Here is a 20,066-nt window from a genome sequence, read left to right as displayed (position 1 = left end):
AGAACATGAAGCAAATAAGGCCACAGCTGCGGTAAGGAAAATTATAACCCAAAACGCCCTTAAATTGAAGAAACTATTGATAAAAGCCAATAAATTATTAGTTTAGTGCTTTAATAAAGATAATTAATCCCCATTGCTATGAAAATTAATGCCAAAAAAAAGGAGTATAATCCTAAAAAATTTTTTGAATCTTTACATTCAATAACCGAAGAATTCTCTGATCGAGCTACCATTTCTCCTACATTTAGTTTACTAGGTACTAAGTACCATTATAATAGTGTTGAAAATTTAATTATTGAATTTTTCTATGGTAAAAATATGCCATCAGAAATTAATCTTTTAGATATTGGATCTGGATCTGGTCACTGGATAGATTTCTATCGACAAACTTTCGGTGCTTCCTCTTGTTTAGGTTTTGAAATCTCTAAACCTCAGTCTGAAAAACTAAAAAATAAATATAGTACCAACAAAAACGTTACTATAAAGGTTCAAGATATTACCGATGATAATTTTAGTGTAAACAAAAAATTTCAAATTATTAATGCGGTTGGTGTATTATTTCATATTGTAAATGATGCTAAATGGCGCACGGCTATCAAAAATTTACAAAGTTGTTTGGCTGATGATGGTATATTAGTAATCGGTGGAAGTTTTGGAAATACTACGGAAGATGTACAATTTCATAAAATTGATGAATTTAAAACACGAGAAGCATTTAAAGAAGCTTGGGATAGTTTTAAAAACACGGAAAATGAAGAGGTTCTTGTAAATAAGAGAATTCGATCGTTATCATACTGGGTTGAATGCCTGTCTGCCAATGGCTTGGAGGTTGTAGACCTATTTAGAAACAAAAAAAATAAGGATATCAAAACTCCTGAAAATAATATTTTAATTGTTCGAAAGAAATCTTAGCTCTAGTTCTCTTCATCAAAAACAATATGTTGGTAGGCACCAATATCTGGTGAAGATGTTCTATTAATTCCTAAAATATCAAAAGGAACAAGCAAGGCACCTGTAGAAGAGGCATTATTATTGGCATCAGAATTTTCACCAATTATAAAGTCATTGTCTGAAATGTTTCTAAAGTCTGGGCTTCCATTTAAGATAATATTCTGATAAAGAGTATTATTGCCGAAATCGTATACGGGATTCTCTAATAATTCTTGATTGGTAGTATCAAATTTTAATAAGCTATGCGATATATTAAAGTTAAAATTAGCTCCTTCTACTTTGTCTAAAATGAAATCAACATTTTGACTTCCATCGACTATGCAATTCGTGAAATTGGCTTCTAATAATTCGACGGGGACTATCACCTCATTGCCATCTTGCACTGTTGTAAAGAAATTATTTACTAATACAGTTGGGAACTGTCTAAAGCTTCTATTCCAATAATTTGCGAAAGTACTATGAGTAAAATTGTAAGTACCTCCTACAGTACAAGCTAAACTAGCCTGACCTGTATTACCAATCACTAAATTTTCTCCCAAAATATTTGTTTGGCGTCCCAATATTCCGAAGTTAGAGAAATTAAATAATTGCGAATTCCTTATGGTTAATGTCTCGTTACTCCCATTCACATCGTCAACAAGTAGACCGATAATTCCATTTTTTATAATAGCATAATTAATGTCATTATTTTGACTACCCGATCGCAGCCATATAGTACCCCATTGCCCAGCAATTTCGGAGAATTCGGGTTCAAGTCTATCTCCTTCAAAAATCACTTCATTATTTAATTCACCATTTACTTTTAGCGAAGCATTTTGTTGTACCAAAATACCTGAATTAGCATGAAAGTGCACTTTGGTGCCGGCTTCTATGGTTAATGTTTTATTTTCTGGTATGGCCACATAACCATAAACCACATGAGGTTTATCATTTTGCCAAGTGGTGTCATCTTCAAGTAAAAAGCCATCAACAAATAATTCATTGCCTTCACCATCTAAACCTAATGAGATTGTTTCTCGAATGCCCTGAGAGATTTGACGTGGAAACCAAAAATGGGCATCTTGGACCAAAGTTACCAAGTCCACATCTTGAAAATTATTTGCGGCATCAAATACAATAGAATCAGTATATACCGGATTTGTTACCTGATCAAAATCAATTGTGGCCTCTACAAAAATGAAGATACTATCTTTTGCAAGTATATCAATATTTTCAAATGTCTTTCCGGGTCTACCATCTACATTCAAACGATAAAAAGAGTCCTCTCCTCTACCTAATGCAATTGTTGGAATGGTTATATCATTATTCGTTCTATTATACACTCTAAAACTTCGTGTACTAGAACTAATATTAGAAAAAATTGTGTCTAAAAAAACCGTGTCTCTTGAAAATTCGAGCTGCCCGGAACTCAATATAGTATCAAAATCCTTTCGGCAAGAATTCAATGAAATTAGAAAGAGTGCAAATAAAAAAATATAACCAGATCGCATATGGAGTCTTATGAATTTATAACTAAATAGTTATATCATTTATTGCTTCTTTTTCAATTTAATTTCAAAAAGTTTTTCCCAGCGTTTTCCGGTAACAAACAAACGGTCATTTTGAGCATCGTATGCGATTCCGTTTAATACATTATCACTACCAGATTGCCCAGCCTTCGCTTGTAAACCTCGTAAATCTACAATACCTTCAACGGCGCCAGTTTTTGGGTCTAAAATTAGAATGCTATTGCGCTGCCACATATTGGCATAAATCTTACCATCAATATATTCTAATTCATTAAGATCATCCGTCTTACGCTCATTAGTATAAATTTCAATAAAGTTCTTCTCCTTTTGAGTATTAGGATCTAAATACCAGATGCGTTCGGTACCATCGCTTTTTATTAAGCTGTTTTCGCTATGGGTTAAGCCCCACCCCTCTTTGCTTTGATTATAAATGAACTCTCCTTCTTTGGTAAATGTGTCTAAGTCAAAGACAAAACCTTTCCTTCTCTTCCAAGTGAGCATATAAATTTTCCCGTTATAAATGGTCATTCCTTCTCCAAAATATGGACTTTCCAAGTTATACCTTTGTAATACTTCACCAGTTTCTATATTTACTTTTCTCAATGAAGACTCGCCTACTTGCCCTGTGCTTTCATATAAGAAGCCATCCTTAAACTCTAATCCTTGCGTAAAAGCATTTTTATCATGAGGATATTCGTTTATAATTTCATAGTTGTAAACATCTGGAGCATTTGCAGCTAAAAAAGTAATTGTATTGGTTAACTGTTTTTGTTTATCACCGTAAAAAACGGTGGCAGAAATCGCATGTTTACCTAAACGAAAATCATCAACATTAATATCCGAATTGCCATCTAAACGCTTTCCGTCAAGATAATAACGAATAGAATCTATAGGCATATTGTTCTTCTCACTTACAGCAACATTCAGTTTTTGATTAACTTTTAGAGTCTTTGGAGATGTTAATTTGAGCTTATATGGGTTGCCACAGGCCGATAAAATAAGAATTACAATACAATAAATTAGAAGTGATCTTAATGCCATTATTTAATTTTTATGTAAAAAGTATTTTTTAGTTTGAATTTTCAAAAATAGTATTAAATTTGCACTCTCAAAACAGCAAGGCTGTTAATTTAACAATTTAAAAAAGATTACGATGAGAAAAGAGATTCATCCAGATAATTATAGAATGGTAGCTTTTAAAGATATGTCTAACGATGATGTATTTTTAACAAAATCTACCGCTGAGACTAAAGAAACGATTGATGTTGACGGTGTTGAGTATCCATTAGTTAAATTGGAGATCTCGAGAACATCACATCCATACTATACTGGTAAAGTTAAATTAGTTGATACAGCAGGACGTATTGATAAGTTTAAAAACAAATACGCTAAGTTTAAAAAATAATTCCACTTCTTTCTCCCCTTTTAAGAATGGATACAAAAAAACCTCGAAATTTAGTATTTCGAGGTTTTTTTATTTAAACTAGTTAATTACTAGATTTTCTTCATTTGTTGCTTCAGCATTTGTATCTGCTCTTTTAACATACCATGTTTATCTAGCTTTTTTGCTTCTGCTATTAAATTAGTGGCCTCTCGTTTTCTTCTTTTTGTCATCGCTACTCCAGCAAGCTGTAATTTTGCCATTGCTAAATCATGATCCATTGATAAACCCAGCTGTATTGCCTTTTTAAAGAATTTTTCTGCTTTAGTTAAATTAGTTTGAGATACCATAACACCTTGTAAAAAATTGTAGTAACCTTCTTGTTTTTGTATTAGAGCAGAACTTGGATTTTTAATATAAGATAGCCATTTGGATGCTCCTGCAAAGTCTTGCTTACGCATGCGTAAAAAAGCTAATAATATAAATTCATTTTTAAAATAGAAGAAAACAAAAACACCTGCTAACAACACCAATGAAATACCGTTACCAATATTACTTTCAACAAACTGATATATTGCCCAAGCAAAGATACCAGCAGCAATTACTAATTTTATATTTTTATTAAACATATAAGGGTCTTAAAATTTAGAGCCGCAATTTACAAAATGATTTTGGGTTAGCCTTCATAAAAGCTAGCGCAACGGGATACATTTTAGAAACAGAAAAGAATAAATACTAATTATTTAATTTAAACGTTTAAAATCAAAGATTTTAAAGCAATCCCCTAAACATCTGTAATGTTAAAAAAAGTATTTAAGTTTTTACTCAAACTCCTTTTAGCAGGGACTATAATTTTTGGTATTTTCTTGGCTGCCGTTTATTATGGCGTATTTGGACCGTTGTATACGGTTAATGAGCTAAAGGAGTTTAAAAATGAAACTGCTACATTGATACTCTCTGAAGAAAATTCAATTATAGGTAAGTTTTATGCCGAAAATAGAACCAATACTACCTACGATAAACTCCCTAAACATTTAGTAAATGCATTAGTAGCAACAGAAGATGCTCGTTATTTTGAACATGAAGGCATTGATTCGCGAAGCTTAATGCGCGTTCTTTTTAAGACAATTCTTTTTAATCAGAAAAGCTCAGGTGGAGGTAGTACCATCAATCAGCAGTTGGCTAAAAACATGTATGGGCGTAAAAGTTATGGACCACTTACGATGTTGGTAAATAAAACTAAGGAAGGTTTTCTAGCGCATCGTTTGCATGGAATTTATACCAAAGAGGAGATTCTTACATTGTACCTAAACACCGTTCCTTTTGGGGAAAATGTACTTGGTATTGAGGCTGCATCAAGACGTTACTTTAATAAACCTGTAGAAAAGTTAAGAATTGAAGAAGCGGCTATTCTGGTTGGTATGTTAAAAGCAAATACGTATTATAATCCGAGACTGTATCCAGACAACGCCATAGAACGAAGAAATGTAGTTTTATCGCAAATGGGAAAATATGGATATCTAAACAGTATAGAAAAAGATTCATTACAGAAACTTCAATTAAAATTAGATTATGCAAATTTAGAATCAGAGGGTCCAGCAAATTACTTCTTAGTACAAGTAAAAGATGAAGTTAATGATATTTTAGATGTCATTAATAAAAAAGAAGGCACTGATTATAGTGTAGAAAAAAGCGGACTTGTTATTAAAACAACTTTAAATCTTAATCTACAAAAATATGTTCTAAATGCTTATAAAGGTCATTTAAGCATTATGCAGAATAGACTCCGAAAACAATATAGGACAGGAGAAAGCAACAAAAAACTGAATGAGCTTCTTGCAAAAGAAATAAAGAGATTAAAATTAACTAAAAGGACCAATGAACGAAAAAATAGAGAGCTTTTTGGCTGGAATGGCTTTTATACCGATTCGATCTCGGTACGCGATAGCCTTCGTCATTCTTTAACTTTACTACATGCAGGTTTTATATCACTAGAGCCTTCAACCGGCGCTATAAAAACATGGGTAGGTGGTATTGATTATAGAACACAGCCCTATGACCAAATTTTCGCGCAAAGACAGATTGCCTCTACTTTTAAACCAATTCTTTATGCTGCCGCATTAGAAAATGGCTCGCAACCATGTGATTACCTTGATAATGATAAGTTAGTTCTAACCGATTTTGATAATTGGCAACCTCAAAATTATGATAAAACAACCGGAGGTAAATATACCATAGCTGCGTCACTAGCAAAATCATTGAACATCCCAACTGTAAATCTTTTTTTAAGCACCCCATATACTACCTTAGAAGATGTTTGGAAGCGTATGGGTTTTTCGCAAGAACTCATCAACAAGCCTTCATTGGCATTAGGAACTTCCAATGCCAGTATTTATGAATTAGCAGTTGCGTATTCTTCCTTTGCGAATGGCGGATATAAAATTAAACCTCAAGCAATTGTATCTATTAAAACACAAGATGGCAAGACCATTTATTATAATAAATTATTAAAAAGCAACGAGCGCATTTTAAATGAAGAAAATGTATCTGTAATGAATGCGATGCTACAAAAAACTATAAATGAAGGAACTGGCACATCTTTAAAAAGTAAATATGGTATTAGCCTACCTTTAGCAGGAAAAACAGGTACCTCACAAGACTATGTAGATGCTTGGTTTGCTGCTTATAATCCAAAACTGGTAATGGTTACAAGGGTTGGAGCCTCTTCTCCTTTGATAAAATTTAATTCGGGTGCAAACGGTGCAGGTAGTACATTAGCACTACCATTGGTTGCCAAGACATTACAAAAAGTTCAAAAAAGCAACTGGATAAAGAAAGCATATACTTCAGATTTCACACTGTTGTCTGAGGAATTGACAAACCAAATGGTTTGTGAAGATTATACAGAAGAAACTGGTATATCTAAGTTTTTTAATAACATTTTTAAGAAGGAAGAAACAACGTTAGACAAAGCAAAAAGAAGGGCCGAACGAAAAGCAAAACGTAAAAAACGGAGGGAAGAAAGACGCAGAAAACAGTGATTTTCAGGCATTTTGTTGAGAAAATTAAACCATTCGTAGCTTTGTAAGTCTGAACTAGGCAAAAAATCGTATATTTGTTATTATTAATAATTATAATTGCTAAAACATGAAAAGAAAACTTCCCCTTTTGTTAGTTGCTTTTGTATTAATCTTTTCTTCTTTTTCTGATGAAAAAAAGTCTAAGATGCTGTGGTTTAAGGCCGCAGACGGTAGTGGGTACATTAGCATAGAGAAAATTGATGACAATGCTCAATCTATTCTTAAAACGACTGTAAATTCTTATTTCGGTAACGAAAGATTAAATTTTACAACGGTTACGGTAACTGATACCGATAAGTTAGCAAATGCTTCTAAAATTATATTTGATGGAACTATAGATTCTAATATGAACCCTGTTGAATATCAAGGAGAGCGATTAAAAACTAAGAAAAATGCTACATACTGGAGTTTCCATGGTAATTTTAAAAATGAAATTACTAAAGATCCTGAAGTAAATCAGTTTTTATTACCTAACCATAGCGCTGTTATTAAAATGCCTATGGCGACGATTCCATCATTTAATGTATGGGCAATCGTTTCTAATTTACCTTTCAATAAAGACGAAGGTACATTTAGATTTAATTCTTTAGACGAAACAAAATTGTATGTTAGAAAAAATCAAACAATTGAGTACGTTGGTGAAGAAGTAGCAGATGTTGATGGTGAAAAACAAACTTTACATAAGTTCGTGCATAATGGTAAAAAAATGAAACCAGCTTATTATTGGGTTAACAGTGATAGAGAATTGGTGAAATTTATTTTAGATGAAACGTTTGAATTTGTAATGAGTACTAAAGAAGAAGCTATGGGTAGACCAATGGCTAATATAGACGAAGACTAAATTTTAAGCTTTATAAATAATAGTACAAACCCGCAAATATTGCGGGTTTTTTTTGTTCTTAACAAAACTATCACATATTCGTATTTTTTATTGAGTATCTTTAGTCATTCATTAAATAATTTTCAAAATGAAAGCAGCTAATAGGCGAAGTTTTATTAAGAAATCTGCGCTTCTAACAGCAGGAATAGCCTTAATTCCTTCAGTAACTCAAGCAGAAAGTCCTCAACTAAATTCAAATGACAATATGTATTTGGTTGGTCCGCAAGAAGGATATTCTCCACATGTCGGCTCTTTACTCTCTATGATGACCATGATGCGGGCATGGGTGGTTAGACAAGTTCAAGACCTTACTATAGATGAGCTCGACTATCAAATTGATGACACCTCTAATTCAATTGGAGCCATGTTATTACATTTAGCTGCAACCGAAAAATACTATCAACTAAATACCTTTGACGAAATGGCTTGGGGAAGTTGGAGTAACGATATTAAAAAAGAATGGGACACCCCGATGAACCTTGGAGCTAATGGGCGTAAAGTAATTAAAGGTAATGATGTTTCATATTACTTAAATAAGCTCGAAGAAGTACGAAATGTAACCAAAAAAGAATTTGCAAAGCGTGATGATAATTGGATACAGAAATCAGAACCTTTCTTTCAAAACAAACCCACAAACAATTATTGCAAATGGTTTCATGTTTGCGAACATGAATCAAACCATCTAGGGCAAATTAAATTTATAAAGAAAAGACTTCCTTGATAGTGAGATTTAATTTAAAACACCTTATCGTATTCTTCATAATCTCCTTCGCGATTCTAATGTTGATTACTAAAACAAAAGTACAAGTTTGCGAAGTTTGTGGAGTACAAAGCTATGAGCGCTCCTTATTTGGGATGCCTGTTGAGTGGATGAGCGAATATGAAGTTGATGAACTAGGTTCATATAAAAAATGGAAACAAGAAAATGACACCATTCATCGACCTCATGAATGGAAAGAAGTAAATGCTGCTACAAAAGACCTTCTAACTCACTAAAAATAAATATCTTTAACTACTAATTAACTCTAAAATTACAGTAATGTCTTTTGTTCAAAAACTAGCTGCACTATCTCTTTTACTTCTGTTTGTTGCTTGTAAACAAGAAACCAAAGTTGAAACCAATGACGAATCAGAATTCAATTTTGAAAATATTACAATAAATGATCTTAAAGATGCATATGCAAATGGAACCTTTACAATTAAAGAAATCACACAAAAATACCTTGATAGAATCGATGAAATTGATAATAATGGCCCCGAGTTAAATTCTATAATTCAAATAAATCCGGATGCCATAGCGATTGCAGAACAATTAGATCAAGAACTAAAAGATGGAAAATCTAGAGGTGTACTACATGGTATTCCAATTATTCTAAAAGATAATATTGATACCTATGATAACATGTATACAACTGCTGGATCTAGAGCTTTACAAGAATCTAAGCCCTTGCAAGATAGCCATGTAGCCAAAACATTAAAGGACGCCGGAGCAATAATTATAGCAAAGGCAAACTTAAGTGAATGGGCAAATTTTAGAGGGCAAATGTCATCTAGTGGTTGGAGTGGAATTAATGGCCAAACGAAAAACCCTTATGTTTTAGATCGTAATCCATGCGGATCTAGTTCTGGGTCTGGTGCTGCCGTTTCTGCCGGACTTAGTCTTGTTGCTATTGGAACTGAAACCAATGGCTCTATAGTTTGTCCGTCTAATGCCAATGGTGTTGTTGGTATTAAACCAACTGTAGGTTTAATAAGTAGATCAGGTATTATTCCTATTTCATTTACACAAGATACGGCTGGTCCAATGGCTAGAACATTAATAGATGCCGCCCTCTGTCTAAATGCCATGACGGGAATAGACTCAACGGACTCAAAGACCTTAGCTAGTAAAGATCATATCAGAGAAGATTACACGCAATTTTTAAAGAAAGATGGTTTAAAAGGAAAGCGCATCGGAATGTATAAAGCTCCACTAGGTAGAAACTTTAAAGTAGATACGCTTTTTAATCAAGCCATTGATTATATGAAACGTCAAGGAGCGGAGATTATAGAAATTGATCAAATTGCTGATAATAGTGTTGGTGGTATGTCTTTTCAGATTATGCTGTATGAGTATAAAGATGGCTTAAATAACTATTTCAAATCGTTGGGGCCTAACGGAAAAATTAAGAGCCTAGAAGAGCTTATTGAGTTTAATAAGAAAGACTCTATAGAATTAGCATTTTACAATCAGCGATATTTAGAAATGGCTCAAGAGAAAGCTGGGCTAGATTCAGAAGATTATAAAACCACGCTTGCCAATATGTTAAAAGGATCTCGTGAAAATGGTATAGACCGTGTTATGAATGAGCATAATTTAGACGCTATTGTGGCTCCAACCGGAGGCCCAGCATGGAAAACAGATCATTTAAATGGTGATTCATTTGGGTTAGGAAGCTCATCACCAGCTGCAAGAGCAGGCTATCCTAATATATCAGTACCAATGGGATTTGTAGGTGAATTACCGGTTGGTATTTCTATATTTGGTCGTGCATGGAGTGAACCAATACTTTTAGAAATTGCCTATGCTTATGAACAAGGAACAAAACACAGAAAAGAACCTAAATATTTAGAAAACTAAATGGAATTAATCAATATAAAAGAAAAGTTCAGCCTATTTAATGAACATTGGAGCCCGAAAATTATTGGACAATTAAACGGCCAAGATGTAAAACTAGCCAAGCTAAAAGGTGAATTCGTTTGGCATGATCATAAAGATGAAGATGAATTATTCTTTATCATTAAAGGAAGCCTTATTTTAGAGTTTAGAGATAAAACCGTAACACTAAATGAAGGTGAAATGATAGTAGTTCCGAAAGGAGTTGAACACAAACCTATTGCGCACGATGAAGTTTGGGTATTATTGTTTGAGCCTAGCAATATTAAACACACCGGAGATGTGCAACATGAACTCACAAAAAAAACATATGAAAAAATTTAATTTATCACAATAAAAATTGAATTTTAGCGCTAGTTGATTAAACAAAATTCTTTTGAATGAGATTTATTAAATTCCTTTTATTTATTCCACTCTTTTTATTGACTTCCTGTGCAGAATTACAGCAGGTAGTAAATCAATTGCCGCAAGCTACTGTAACCAATACCGAAATTATTTCGGGATTAAAAGAAGCTTTAAACATTGGCATTGACAAACAAGTTAGTAAACTAACGCTAAAAGATGGTTTTTATAAAAATGAATTGGTAAAAATAGTACTGCCCCAAGAGTTACGAAAGGTAGATAAAACATTACGTGATATCGGTTTAGATAATCTTGCTGATGAAGGCTTGAAAATTTTAAATAGAGCTGCTGAAGATGCGGTTAAGGAGGCTACTCCAATTGTTGTAAATGCTGTTACGGGTATCACATTTGCTGACGCCAAAAATATTTTACTTGGTAATGACAATGCTGCAACAGCATATCTTGAAACTAATACTTCTAAAGCATTATACACGAAATTTCATCCGGTAATAAAGAATTCTTTTCAAAAAGTTGGTGCTGATGAAATCTGGAGGAATTTAATTACCAAGTATAACAGTTTACCAATCGTATTTAATAAAGTTAATCCTGATCTAACTGATTATGTGACTACCGAAGCATTAGATGGTGTGTATACTATGATTGCCGTCCAAGAAAAAGAAATACGTAATAATATTTCTTCTAGAACCAATACCTTATTGCAACGTGTTTTTGCCTTACAGGATTAATATCTAATATTGACTTTATGATGCATCTTCGGTACTCTCTATCAAAATCTCTAAAATCTCAATAGCGGCCTTTGCAATCTTCGTGCCTGGGCCAAAAACACCTACAACACCAGCATCAAATAAGAATTGATAATCTTGTGGAGGAATTACACCACCAGCGATAACCATAATATCTTCACGGCCATAGTTTTTTAGTTCTTCTAAAACTTGTGGCACCAATGTTTTATGACCTGCTGCCAATGACGAAACACCTAAAATATGCACGTCGTTTTCAATAGCTTGCTTTGCGGCTTCCTTAGGCGTCTGAAATAAAGGGCCAATATCTACATCAAATCCTAAATCGGCAAAACTTGTTGCTACTACTTTAGCGCCTCTATCATGTCCATCTTGCCCCATTTTAGCAACCATAATACGAGGTCTACGACCTTCTAACTCAGCAAACTTATCTGCTAATTCAGTAGCTCTTTTAAACGTTTCGTCTTCTTTGATTTCTCTACTATACACGCCGGTTATAGAATTTATGCTTGCTTTATAGCGTCCAAATACTGATTCTAATGCATTGGAAATTTCGCCTAAGGTAGCACGTTTTCGTGCCGCATCTACAGCCAAAGCTAATAAATTTCCATCACCCGAATTGGCACATTCAGTTAATTTATCAAGTGTTTCTTTAACTTTATTTGTATCTCTATTCAATTTCAGTTCCGTAAGCCTTTCAATTTGAGAATTTCGAACTGCCTGATTATCTACTTCTAAAATATGAAGTGGATCTTCTTCTTTTAACTGATATTTATTAACACCAACGATGGTATCTTGACTACTATCGATTCTAGCTTGTTTTTTTGCTGCAGCCTCTTCAATTCTAAGTTTAGGGATTCCTTTTTCAATAGCTTTGGTCATTCCTCCTAATTCTTCAACTTCTTCAATGAGTTCCCAGGCTTTTGCAGCTATTTCTTCAGTTAAGTGTTCAACATAATAAGAACCTGCCCAAGGATCAACTGTTTTTGTAATCTTTGTTTCTTCTTGAATATAAATTTGTGTATTTCGAGCAATTCGAGCAGAAAAATCAGTTGGTAAAGCGATGGCTTCATCTAACGCATTTGTGTGTAAGCTTTGTGTTCCTCCAAAAGCAGCTGCCATAGCTTCTATAGCTGTTCTGGCAACATTATTAAATGGATCTTGTGCTGTTAAACTCCATCCGCTTGTTTGACAATGTGTTCGCAATGCCAATGATTTTACATTTTGAGGATCAAACTGGCTTACTATTTTAGCCCATAGCATTCTACCTGCTCGGAGCTTTGCAATTTCTTGAAAATGATGCATCCCGATTGCCCAAAAGAAAGATAGTCGTGGCGCAAAACGGTCAATATCCATACCAGCCTTAATACCAGTGCGAATATATTCTAATCCATCTGCCAAGGTATATGCCAGTTCAATTTCTGGAGTAGCCCCAGCTTCTTGCATATGATATCCCGAAATAGAAATAGAATTAAACTTAGGCATATTATTGCTCGTGTACTTAAAAATATCAGCAATAATTTTCATAGAAGGCGTAGGCGGATAGATATATGTATTACGCACCATGAACTCCTTTAGTATATCATTTTGTATGGTTCCTGATAACAATTCTGGAGATACTCCTTGCTCTTCGGCCGCAACAATATAAAATGCTAAAATGGGCAAAACAGCTCCATTCATCGTCATAGAAACTGACATCTTATCAAGAGGAATTTGATCGAATAAGATTTTCATATCCTCAACCGAATCAATCGCCACACCTGCTTTACCTACATCTCCTTGTACGCGTTCATGATCAGAGTCATAACCTCTGTGCGTTGCTAGATCAAAAGCCACTGATAGTCCTTTTTGTCCGGCCGCCAGATTTCTACGATAAAATGCATTACTCTCTTCAGCCGTTGAGAAACCTGCATATTGTCGTATTGTCCAAGGACGACGAACATACATTGTTGAATATGGCCCTCTTAAATTTGGAGCAATTCCTGCTACGAAATTTTCATGATCAAAAGTTCTAAGTTTTGAGTTTTCAGTTTTGAGCTGTATGTTCTGAATATTTTTTCTCTGCATTTATTCGTTCTCTATTCGTTCTTGCTCTATTTTTTCAGCTAAACGCTTCGCAATAATTGGTTGTATTAATGTCTTTCTCGGGTTCGTTTTTACGAAAGGATATAATTCTAATTCTCCTTTCATTTTATCGTTCGGATTTGGGTGCTTATTTGTTCCTAATAAAACCTCTTGTCCACTATCAAATTGTAACTGCTCTTTTCTGGCACTTTCGGCAATTTTTCGTTGTATGGTACCTTCAAGTAACTGTTTTAAAAAACCGCCGGTACTTTCTATATCTTTAAACAATTCTAAAGATTTTTCAGCCAATTGTTTTGTAAGCGATTCAATATAATAAGATCCATTAGCGAACTTTGAAGCTTCTTTAAAGTAACTTTCTTCTTGTAGAATAAGTAACTGATTACGAGCTATTCGTTCGCCGAACTCATTCTTCTTATGATATAAAGTATCATACGATATATTTGAAATTACATTTGCTCCGCCAACCAAAGCACTCATACATTCGGTTGTAGTACGAAGCATATTGGTATTATAATCATATAAAACCTTATTACGTAAGCCAGGCACTCCAAAAATATGTGGTTCAATTTCTGAATCATATTCTTCGCACAATAAACTCCATAAATATCTAAAGGCTCTCAGTTTCGCGATCTCAAAGAAATAATTACCTCCAACCGAAAAATTAAATTGAACTGATTTAAGAGGTTTCTCATTATCTTTTGAAAACGAATTGAGATACTCATTTGCATGCGCTAAAGCATAAGCTATCTGCTGTATAATGGTAGCTCCGGCATTTTGATATAAGCTTACATCAATACTAATCACAGATATAGCTTCTGATGCTTTCAGATGTAACTTATTAATTATTTCAAAATCTGTTTTCTTATCGGTAAACCAATTACCTTCTTTCGCAAGGTGACCTATCGGATCAATATTTAGAAAAATACGATGGTTCTTAACTTTTTTGATAAGTTCAGAATTAAAACTTTCTAATAAAAAATTAAGTTTAAAATAAATAGATCCTTCTGTGGGAATAAGAAGTGTATTTAATAACTTATCAATATCAAATGCTTCGTTCGCTTCAAACTGAATAGATGTAGCTCCTCTATTTAAAGCGTCTTTTGCTAAAAAATTAGCCGTTTGCTCGTCAGAAATGAAAATTGATTGGCAAATTTCGGTCTCTTTATTTAACGTAGGAATCTTAAGTGTTTCAAAATCGTCTTGATGATAGAAAGGTTTTACTTTAATACCTTCATTTGATTCCCAAACTAATGCCTCATTATAATCTGCGCCTTTAAGATCAACTTGAATCTTTTGTTTCCATTGTTTTGCCGAAACCTCATTAAATTCATCAAACAAAAAATTATTCATTTCTTACTTCTTTTTTAAGGTATCAAACTCAATTAGATATATATCTTCATTCTTTTTCTTCATATGATATTTTTCTCTGGCAAATTTTTCTAAAGAATCTGGATCTTTCAAATCTCCTATCTCTTTTCTATCCTTATCAATACCTTCTTTAAAATAAGTGGTATCACTAACAATTTTATCAACCTCTTTATTTATATCACGATGGATTAAATAAGAATTTTCATCAAAAAATAACATCCAAATAATAAAAATTATGAGAATAAGTACATATCTATTACTTATAAATTTTACGAAAGGTTTATTTTTAAATTGTTTAAATGTCATTTCTATTGTAATCGTTCTTTGATTACCGATTTAACTATATCTATTGCAACTTTATTATGACCACCACCGGGAATTATGATATCGGCATATTCTTTCATTGGCTCAATAAACTGTTCATGCATTGGTTTTAGAGTCTCTTGATAACGCTGAATGACTTCATCCATATCGCGCGCACGTTCTTGAATATCTCGTTTCAATCGTCTAATTAAACGTACATCAGAATCAGCATGTACAAAAACTTTAATATCGAGTAAGTCGCGTACTTTACGTTTTGTAAAAATCAAAATACCTTCAACGATAACTACTTTACTTGGATGCGTTTTAACACTATCTTTTGTTCTATTATGCGCTGCAAAAGAATACACTGGTTGATCAATAGCATTTCCTTTTTTCAATTCAACAAGATGTTCAACTAATAATTTAAAGTCTATCGCTCTTGGATGATCAAAATTAATCTTGGTACGTTCTTCAAAGGTCAAACGGTCGGTTGCTTTGTAATATGAGTCTTGTGATATTACGGTCACATCACTATCAGGAAATTCATTAATAATCTGATTCACAACAGTTGTTTTACCGCTTCCAGTACCTCCGGCTATTCCTAAAACGAGCATAAAAGTTTGGTTTATTTAACAGGGCAAATTAACTAATTATTTTAGTTTTTTAAGGTATCAAACTAATTCTTAGGAACAATTTTTACAATTCCTAAATTTTCTACACCTATATAAATATCACCTTTAGGACCTTGACGCATACTACGAACTCTACCAATACCATTTAACAAACGCTCTTCTTTTATCACTTTTTTACCTTTCAGAATACATAAATTCACATATTGAAACCGTAATGAGCCTACTAAGAGATTCCCTTTTAATTTTGGATACTTGTTACTGGTTACAAATGTCATTCCACTAGGCGCTATAGAAGGTGTCCAATAATGTAATGGTTGCTCCATTCTGGGTAGTGCTGTATGTTTTGTAATTTTTGAACCGCTATAATTAATTCCATATGTTATTTTAGGCCATCCGTAATTTTTCCCTTTTTGGATGCTATTAATTTCGTCACCTCCTCTTGGGCCATGTTCATGTGTCCAAATTTCTCCTGTAACGGGATGTTTTTCCATACCTTGAGGATTACGATGTCCATAAGAATAAATGGCTGCTTTAGCTTTTGATTTATTAACAAAAGGATTGTCCTTTGGAATTGTTCCATCGTCATTTAGGCGATACACTTTACCTCCATCACGTGTAATATCTTGCGGATTTACATCTCGATTACCTCGATCACCAATAGTAAAGTATAAATAATCATTATTATCAAATTCAATTCTCGAACCAAAATGTTGTCCACGACTTGTATTTGGAGTTGCCTTATACAAAAGTTCTTTATTTACCAGTTGATCTCCACTAAGTTTAAATCTCATTAAAGAAGTGTTAGCACCATCTCCATTACCATTTGAAGAAGCATAAGTAATATAGATCCATCCATTTTTTTTATAATTTGGATGTAATTCTATATCCATTAAGCCTCCTTGCCCTAATACTTCAATTTCGGGTAACCCTTTTAGTTCTATTTTCTTATCATTTTTGAAATGGATGAGCTTCCCTGATTTTTCAGTGATTAACATTGAATGATCTGGTAAAAAGGTAAAACCCCATGGAATATATAGGTCTGGTACTATAATTTCATGAGTATATGCATTATTTACCGGAGTTTTATTCTGTGCACATCCGATAAAACCAATAAAAAAAAATATGATTAGAAAAGCCTTAAATGGTTTCATTTTAATTAAAATTAATATGATTTGAATTTACAAATAATAATTTATTGAAACTGTTAATAAAAAGTATATATTTGCAATCCTTTTTTCGGGGTGTAGCGTAGCCCGGTTATCGCGCCGCGTTTGGGACGCGGAGGTCGCAGGTTCGAATCCTGCCACCCCGACTAGAAAAGCCAGAAATTTATAATTTCTGGCTTTTTTTATATGATTATTGAGTAGTTGCACTTAGAAAAATCATTTGCATTAATTATCTTAGCCAACAGCGGAATGTTTCTTACGAACCATCCCGCAACTAATCATACACAAACCGTTGTAAGTCATATTATGGAAAATAGTAACCCACAAGGAACATTGGACGGAAAATCACAAGAATTGATTAGTCAAGAAAGGTCTGCCATTTTCAGTGTAATTGACCAATCTGAAACGGATTTTGAAAAGAAAATCACGTATATTTCTGCTGGTGCTTTAGCATTAACATTGACCTTTCTAGACAAAATTGTTGATTTGGAATCAGCGGAATACTATTTTGTACTAATTCTAGGATGGATTCTTCTAGCTTTGACGCTTTCAATCAATTTGTTCGGAATATTATTTTCTAGGAAAATGTCAGTAAAAAGTCTGGAAGAATATGACAGTAATATGAATGCGGAAACTCACTATAAAAATGCAAGAAAAAGAAATAAGCTGATTAGTTTACTTGACCTAACATCATTGTTAACTTTATTAGCAGGTATTTTTTTGATTGTAGTTTTTTGCTCTCTAAATTTAGATAACACAAAAAAGAATAACGATATGCCAGAAGGTGATAAAATTGAAAAAGGGCGGATAATTCAAACGCCAAATCCAAGTACAAATACTGGAAGTGGTAATAGTAATACTGGAAACAGTAATGGAAATAATAGTGGAAATGGCTCTTCAGGAGGAAATTCTACTTCAGATAAAAAATAATACACCTTACAACAACGTGTATAGCTCATTGCGGCTGAATTCCTTAATCGGAATTCATTGCAATTTGCTATCTTTTGGTTACGGCGGAAAATCATAGCTGATTTCCCGCAACGAGCCATACACAAACCGTTGTATGTAATTAAAACTGAATTTAACAATGAAAATCAAAATCTTTTTAATAATTCTATTATTCTCAATTGTCTCTTGTTCTAATGATGATAATGAAATGGATTCATTCGACACAAATCTAATTGAGGGAATATGGAAATTTAATAATGATAACACATTTTATATGACTGATGGCTCTATTGTAGAAGGGCCACTTCCAAACATATGTGGTGACCAACTAACCATAAAAATAAATGCTGATAATAGTATAGAATCAATAGAGTTGCACAAAGATAACTGCATAACTTCTACGGATAATTTAAGCTATTTCGAATGGGAACATATAGGAAATGGAGAATTCAAATTCTATAGAATAAGTATGAATGACCAAAGCATTTGGGAGATAACATTCGAAATTAGTTTTCCTTCTTCTAATACTATGAAATTACATAATGTAGCACCTGGAACTTATAACTTTGAGAGCTTCGATTCTATTGATTATAATTTAACAAAACAGTAAATGAGGTATTTTAAACCTGAAAAAAAAACTACTTACAACAACGTGTATAATTAATTGCTAATAACAAAAGGCTGAATAATTAAATTCACCTTATTTCCTACCAAAGCCATGGTAATCCTGTTTAAACTTAACTTATTTTAATCTACTTCATCTACTATTAATTTCATTATATTTATTGGTATAAAAGAATATAGTTACCAAGGTAACTTTATAATTACGTTGTACGCAAGCAAAAAATGGAATTTGAAAAGGATGAAAAATATTGGAGTGATTACACCGAATTTATAAGTGAAACGGAAAATCTGACTGAATTTAGTCCCGCGGATTTATTATCTCAATACCAACAAGTACTTGAAGAATTTAATGATGCGTATGAAGGGTATTTTTCGGAATGGCAATATGAATTTGATTTGGCTTTTACAACTCGAAGAAAAATTCAAAAAATAATAAATCACGAAGCGATTTCGGACAACGTTTTATTGAAAAATTTCATCGAACAAATTCAGATTATGGACAGGGAAATTAATAAGTTCATTCCGAACAAAGACCAATCAGAGTGGTGGAAAAGTCTTGAAATAAGATTTAAGCGGAAATAAAAGCCAGCGTACAACAACATGTATAGTTCATTGCTTAAGAATCTTTATATTTATTGGTATAAAAGAAATATAGTTACAAAGGTAATTATATACGTACGTTATCTACAATATGAAAGAACAAAATGAAATTATTATCCTATATCCTTTTTCTCATAGTTATTACATCTTGTAATGCTCAAAAACCAATCTCTTTTGACTTTTCACAAGTGGAGAAAATAGAGGTTTATCAAGGATATCCAGGAACAAAAGTTAAGATTAAAGATGGTTTTGAAAAGGAATTCATTTTTGACTTAAACGAATCCAAGAATGTAGGACCGACCAAATATATGAAAACACTTAGAATCCTGATTCATCAAAAGAATGGAAAAGTTGACACTCTTCTGACTAATGGAACAATTCATCAATATAATGGTTGGAGCAAGTCTAAAATTGACTTGTTAAAAAAGTATTCAGAATTAGAAAACACAAACTTATCTGATACGATTAAAGGACAACTTCTGGTTGCCGAACGCTTAAAGGTTCTAATGTCATCCAAGGAATATGATGATGCAATTCTACTATTTTCAAAAGCACAACAGGAGAATATCAAAAAAATTAAAGAAGATAAAGAAATATTCAATTATTGGTGCTTAGCTTGGACATTTGATGGCGAAAAGTTTCAACGCTATGTGACCAAAATAAAGGAGGGAAAAGCTTACTTTATTTTTGAAGATAATGAATGGAAAATAAATGAAAAGTAGATAACACTGTATCTGAAATCATAGCACCCTTCGGGATGCTCCGCTTCATATACTAACCG

Annotated in this window: 21 protein-coding genes and 1 tRNA gene; 14 read left to right on the top strand and 8 right to left on the bottom strand. The window is 33.1% G+C overall.

All coding sequences use genetic code 11. The annotated features are described in order from the left end of the window. The first annotated feature begins 138 nt into the window (after window positions 1-138). The gene (locus AC1EUU_RS01670; protein ID WP_480199640.1) at window positions 139-912 is read left to right on the top strand and encodes a class I SAM-dependent methyltransferase; all 774 of its coding nucleotides are present in this window, start codon (window positions 139-141) and stop codon (window positions 910-912) included. 2 nt (window positions 913-914) lie between these two features. Here the strand turns inward: AC1EUU_RS01670 and AC1EUU_RS01665 are convergent, their stop codons facing one another. Together AC1EUU_RS01665 and AC1EUU_RS01660 are read right to left on the bottom strand one after the other, a co-directional pair. Next, entirely contained in the window at window positions 915-2,273 is a 1,359-nt protein-coding gene (locus AC1EUU_RS01665; protein ID WP_480199639.1) for a hypothetical protein, read from the bottom strand. Window positions 2,274-2,480: 207 nt separating this feature from the next. After that, the gene (locus AC1EUU_RS01660; RefSeq protein WP_480199638.1) at window positions 2,481-3,500 is read right to left on the bottom strand and encodes a glutaminyl-peptide cyclotransferase; all 1,020 of its coding nucleotides are present in this window, start codon (window positions 3,498-3,500) and stop codon (window positions 2,481-2,483) included. A gap of 112 nt (window positions 3,501-3,612) precedes the next feature. On the opposite strand from AC1EUU_RS01660, the gene AC1EUU_RS01655 reads away from it, so the two are divergent. Further along, window positions 3,613-3,864 (top strand): type B 50S ribosomal protein L31, encoded by a 252-nt coding sequence (locus AC1EUU_RS01655; protein WP_480199637.1) that lies wholly within the window; start codon window positions 3,613-3,615, stop codon window positions 3,862-3,864. 89 nt (window positions 3,865-3,953) lie between these two features. On the opposite strand, the gene AC1EUU_RS01650 is transcribed toward AC1EUU_RS01655, so the two are convergent. Beyond that, on the bottom strand, window positions 3,954-4,469 hold the full coding sequence (locus AC1EUU_RS01650) for a DUF2892 domain-containing protein (RefSeq protein ID WP_480199636.1): 516 nt from the start codon (window positions 4,467-4,469) through the stop codon (window positions 3,954-3,956). 168 nt (window positions 4,470-4,637) lie between these two features. Between AC1EUU_RS01650 and AC1EUU_RS01645 the strand changes: the two genes are divergently transcribed. From AC1EUU_RS01645 to AC1EUU_RS01615, 7 genes are all read left to right on the top strand, one after another. Continuing rightward, window positions 4,638-6,881, top strand: a complete 2,244-nt coding sequence (locus AC1EUU_RS01645; protein WP_480199635.1) for a transglycosylase domain-containing protein — start codon at window positions 4,638-4,640, stop codon at window positions 6,879-6,881. Between the two features lie 106 nt (window positions 6,882-6,987). Then, window positions 6,988-7,761: a hypothetical protein gene (locus AC1EUU_RS01640; protein ID WP_480199634.1), complete on the top strand. Its 774-nt coding sequence runs from the start codon at window positions 6,988-6,990 to the stop codon at window positions 7,759-7,761. Window positions 7,762-7,888: 127 nt separating this feature from the next. Then, window positions 7,889-8,521: a DinB family protein gene (locus AC1EUU_RS01635; RefSeq protein ID WP_480199633.1), complete on the top strand. Its 633-nt coding sequence runs from the start codon at window positions 7,889-7,891 to the stop codon at window positions 8,519-8,521. 59 nt (window positions 8,522-8,580) lie between these two features. Then, window positions 8,581-8,796 carry a hypothetical protein gene (locus tag AC1EUU_RS01630; protein ID WP_480199632.1) on the top strand — a complete coding sequence of 72 codons (216 nt, stop codon included), beginning with the start codon at window positions 8,581-8,583 and terminating at the stop codon, window positions 8,794-8,796. 43 nt (window positions 8,797-8,839) lie between these two features. Further along, complete coding sequence (locus tag AC1EUU_RS01625; RefSeq protein WP_480199631.1) at window positions 8,840-10,420, top strand: amidase; 1,581 nt, start codon at window positions 8,840-8,842, stop codon at window positions 10,418-10,420. Continuing rightward, window positions 10,421-10,780, top strand: coding sequence for a cupin domain-containing protein (locus AC1EUU_RS01620; RefSeq protein ID WP_480199630.1), 360 nt, complete (start codon window positions 10,421-10,423; stop codon window positions 10,778-10,780). It abuts the gene before it with no gap. 56 nt (window positions 10,781-10,836) lie between these two features. Next, complete coding sequence (locus AC1EUU_RS01615) at window positions 10,837-11,544, top strand: DUF4197 domain-containing protein (protein WP_480199629.1); 708 nt, start codon at window positions 10,837-10,839, stop codon at window positions 11,542-11,544. Between the two features lie 15 nt (window positions 11,545-11,559). Here the strand turns inward: AC1EUU_RS01615 and scpA are convergent, their stop codons facing one another. The 5 genes from scpA to AC1EUU_RS01590 form a co-directional block, all read right to left on the bottom strand. Then, window positions 11,560-13,626, bottom strand: a complete 2,067-nt coding sequence (gene scpA, locus AC1EUU_RS01610; RefSeq protein WP_480199628.1) for a methylmalonyl-CoA mutase — start codon at window positions 13,624-13,626, stop codon at window positions 11,560-11,562. Beyond that, window positions 13,627-14,994: a methylmalonyl-CoA mutase subunit beta gene (locus AC1EUU_RS01605; protein ID WP_480199627.1), complete on the bottom strand. Its 1,368-nt coding sequence runs from the start codon at window positions 14,992-14,994 to the stop codon at window positions 13,627-13,629. A 3-nt stretch (window positions 14,995-14,997) separates the two neighbouring features. Further along, window positions 14,998-15,318: an FtsB family cell division protein gene (locus AC1EUU_RS01600; RefSeq protein WP_480199626.1), complete on the bottom strand. Its 321-nt coding sequence runs from the start codon at window positions 15,316-15,318 to the stop codon at window positions 14,998-15,000. 2 nt (window positions 15,319-15,320) lie between these two features. Next, entirely contained in the window at window positions 15,321-15,929 is a 609-nt protein-coding gene (gene udk, locus AC1EUU_RS01595) for a uridine kinase (protein WP_480199625.1), read from the bottom strand. Between the two features lie 62 nt (window positions 15,930-15,991). Next, window positions 15,992-17,098 (bottom strand): PQQ-dependent sugar dehydrogenase, encoded by a 1,107-nt coding sequence (locus tag AC1EUU_RS01590; RefSeq protein ID WP_480199624.1) that lies wholly within the window; start codon window positions 17,096-17,098, stop codon window positions 15,992-15,994. 86 nt (window positions 17,099-17,184) lie between these two features. On the opposite strand from AC1EUU_RS01590, the gene AC1EUU_RS01585 reads away from it, so the two are divergent. The 5 genes from AC1EUU_RS01585 (at window position 17,185) to AC1EUU_RS01565 (ending at window position 20,007) form a co-directional block, all read left to right on the top strand. After that, window positions 17,185-17,259: transfer RNA gene (locus AC1EUU_RS01585), tRNA-Pro, on the top strand. Window positions 17,260-17,362: 103 nt separating this feature from the next. Beyond that, window positions 17,363-18,043, top strand: coding sequence for a hypothetical protein (locus AC1EUU_RS01580; protein ID WP_480199623.1), 681 nt, complete (start codon window positions 17,363-17,365; stop codon window positions 18,041-18,043). A 157-nt stretch (window positions 18,044-18,200) separates the two neighbouring features. Then, complete coding sequence (locus AC1EUU_RS01575) at window positions 18,201-18,671, top strand: hypothetical protein (RefSeq protein ID WP_480199622.1); 471 nt, start codon at window positions 18,201-18,203, stop codon at window positions 18,669-18,671. 236 nt (window positions 18,672-18,907) lie between these two features. After that, entirely contained in the window at window positions 18,908-19,267 is a 360-nt protein-coding gene (locus AC1EUU_RS01570) for a hypothetical protein (protein WP_480199621.1), read from the top strand. A 122-nt stretch (window positions 19,268-19,389) separates the two neighbouring features. After that, the gene (locus tag AC1EUU_RS01565) at window positions 19,390-20,007 is read left to right on the top strand and encodes a hypothetical protein (protein WP_480199620.1); all 618 of its coding nucleotides are present in this window, start codon (window positions 19,390-19,392) and stop codon (window positions 20,005-20,007) included. Window positions 20,008-20,066: the final 59 nt, after the last annotated feature.

It is taken from the genome of Maritimimonas sp. 2205BS37-2 (assembly GCF_056591755.1).
Note: the sequence above shows the minus strand (reverse complement) of the source record. Positions and strands in the feature narration are given on the sequence as shown.

Coding starts and splice junctions, on each gene's coding strand:
- AC1EUU_RS01570 (WP_480199621.1), top strand. CDS start 18,908: ATGGAATTTGAAAAGGATGAAAAATATTGGAGTGATTACACCGAATTT.
- AC1EUU_RS01590 (WP_480199624.1), bottom strand. CDS start 17,098: ATGAAACCATTTAAGGCTTTTCTAATCATATTTTTTTTTATTGGTTTT.
- AC1EUU_RS01645 (WP_480199635.1), top strand. CDS start 4,638: ATGTTAAAAAAAGTATTTAAGTTTTTACTCAAACTCCTTTTAGCAGGG.
- scpA (WP_480199628.1), bottom strand. CDS start 13,626: ATGCAGAGAAAAAATATTCAGAACATACAGCTCAAAACTGAAAACTCA.
- AC1EUU_RS01660 (WP_480199638.1), bottom strand. CDS start 3,500: ATGGCATTAAGATCACTTCTAATTTATTGTATTGTAATTCTTATTTTA.
- AC1EUU_RS01565 (WP_480199620.1), top strand. CDS start 19,390: ATGAAATTATTATCCTATATCCTTTTTCTCATAGTTATTACATCTTGT.
- AC1EUU_RS01620 (WP_480199630.1), top strand. CDS start 10,421: ATGGAATTAATCAATATAAAAGAAAAGTTCAGCCTATTTAATGAACAT.
- udk (WP_480199625.1), bottom strand. CDS start 15,929: ATGCTCGTTTTAGGAATAGCCGGAGGTACTGGAAGCGGTAAAACAACT.
- AC1EUU_RS01625 (WP_480199631.1), top strand. CDS start 8,840: ATGTCTTTTGTTCAAAAACTAGCTGCACTATCTCTTTTACTTCTGTTT.
- AC1EUU_RS01670 (WP_480199640.1), top strand. CDS start 139: ATGAAAATTAATGCCAAAAAAAAGGAGTATAATCCTAAAAAATTTTTT.
- AC1EUU_RS01575 (WP_480199622.1), top strand. CDS start 18,201: ATGAAAATCAAAATCTTTTTAATAATTCTATTATTCTCAATTGTCTCT.
- AC1EUU_RS01655 (WP_480199637.1), top strand. CDS start 3,613: ATGAGAAAAGAGATTCATCCAGATAATTATAGAATGGTAGCTTTTAAA.
- AC1EUU_RS01650 (WP_480199636.1), bottom strand. CDS start 4,469: ATGTTTAATAAAAATATAAAATTAGTAATTGCTGCTGGTATCTTTGCT.
- AC1EUU_RS01615 (WP_480199629.1), top strand. CDS start 10,837: ATGAGATTTATTAAATTCCTTTTATTTATTCCACTCTTTTTATTGACT.
- AC1EUU_RS01580 (WP_480199623.1), top strand. CDS start 17,363: ATGTTTCTTACGAACCATCCCGCAACTAATCATACACAAACCGTTGTA.
- AC1EUU_RS01640 (WP_480199634.1), top strand. CDS start 6,988: ATGAAAAGAAAACTTCCCCTTTTGTTAGTTGCTTTTGTATTAATCTTT.
- AC1EUU_RS01605 (WP_480199627.1), bottom strand. CDS start 14,994: ATGAATAATTTTTTGTTTGATGAATTTAATGAGGTTTCGGCAAAACAA.
- AC1EUU_RS01630 (WP_480199632.1), top strand. CDS start 8,581: ATGTTGATTACTAAAACAAAAGTACAAGTTTGCGAAGTTTGTGGAGTA.
- AC1EUU_RS01600 (WP_480199626.1), bottom strand. CDS start 15,318: ATGACATTTAAACAATTTAAAAATAAACCTTTCGTAAAATTTATAAGT.
- AC1EUU_RS01635 (WP_480199633.1), top strand. CDS start 7,889: ATGAAAGCAGCTAATAGGCGAAGTTTTATTAAGAAATCTGCGCTTCTA.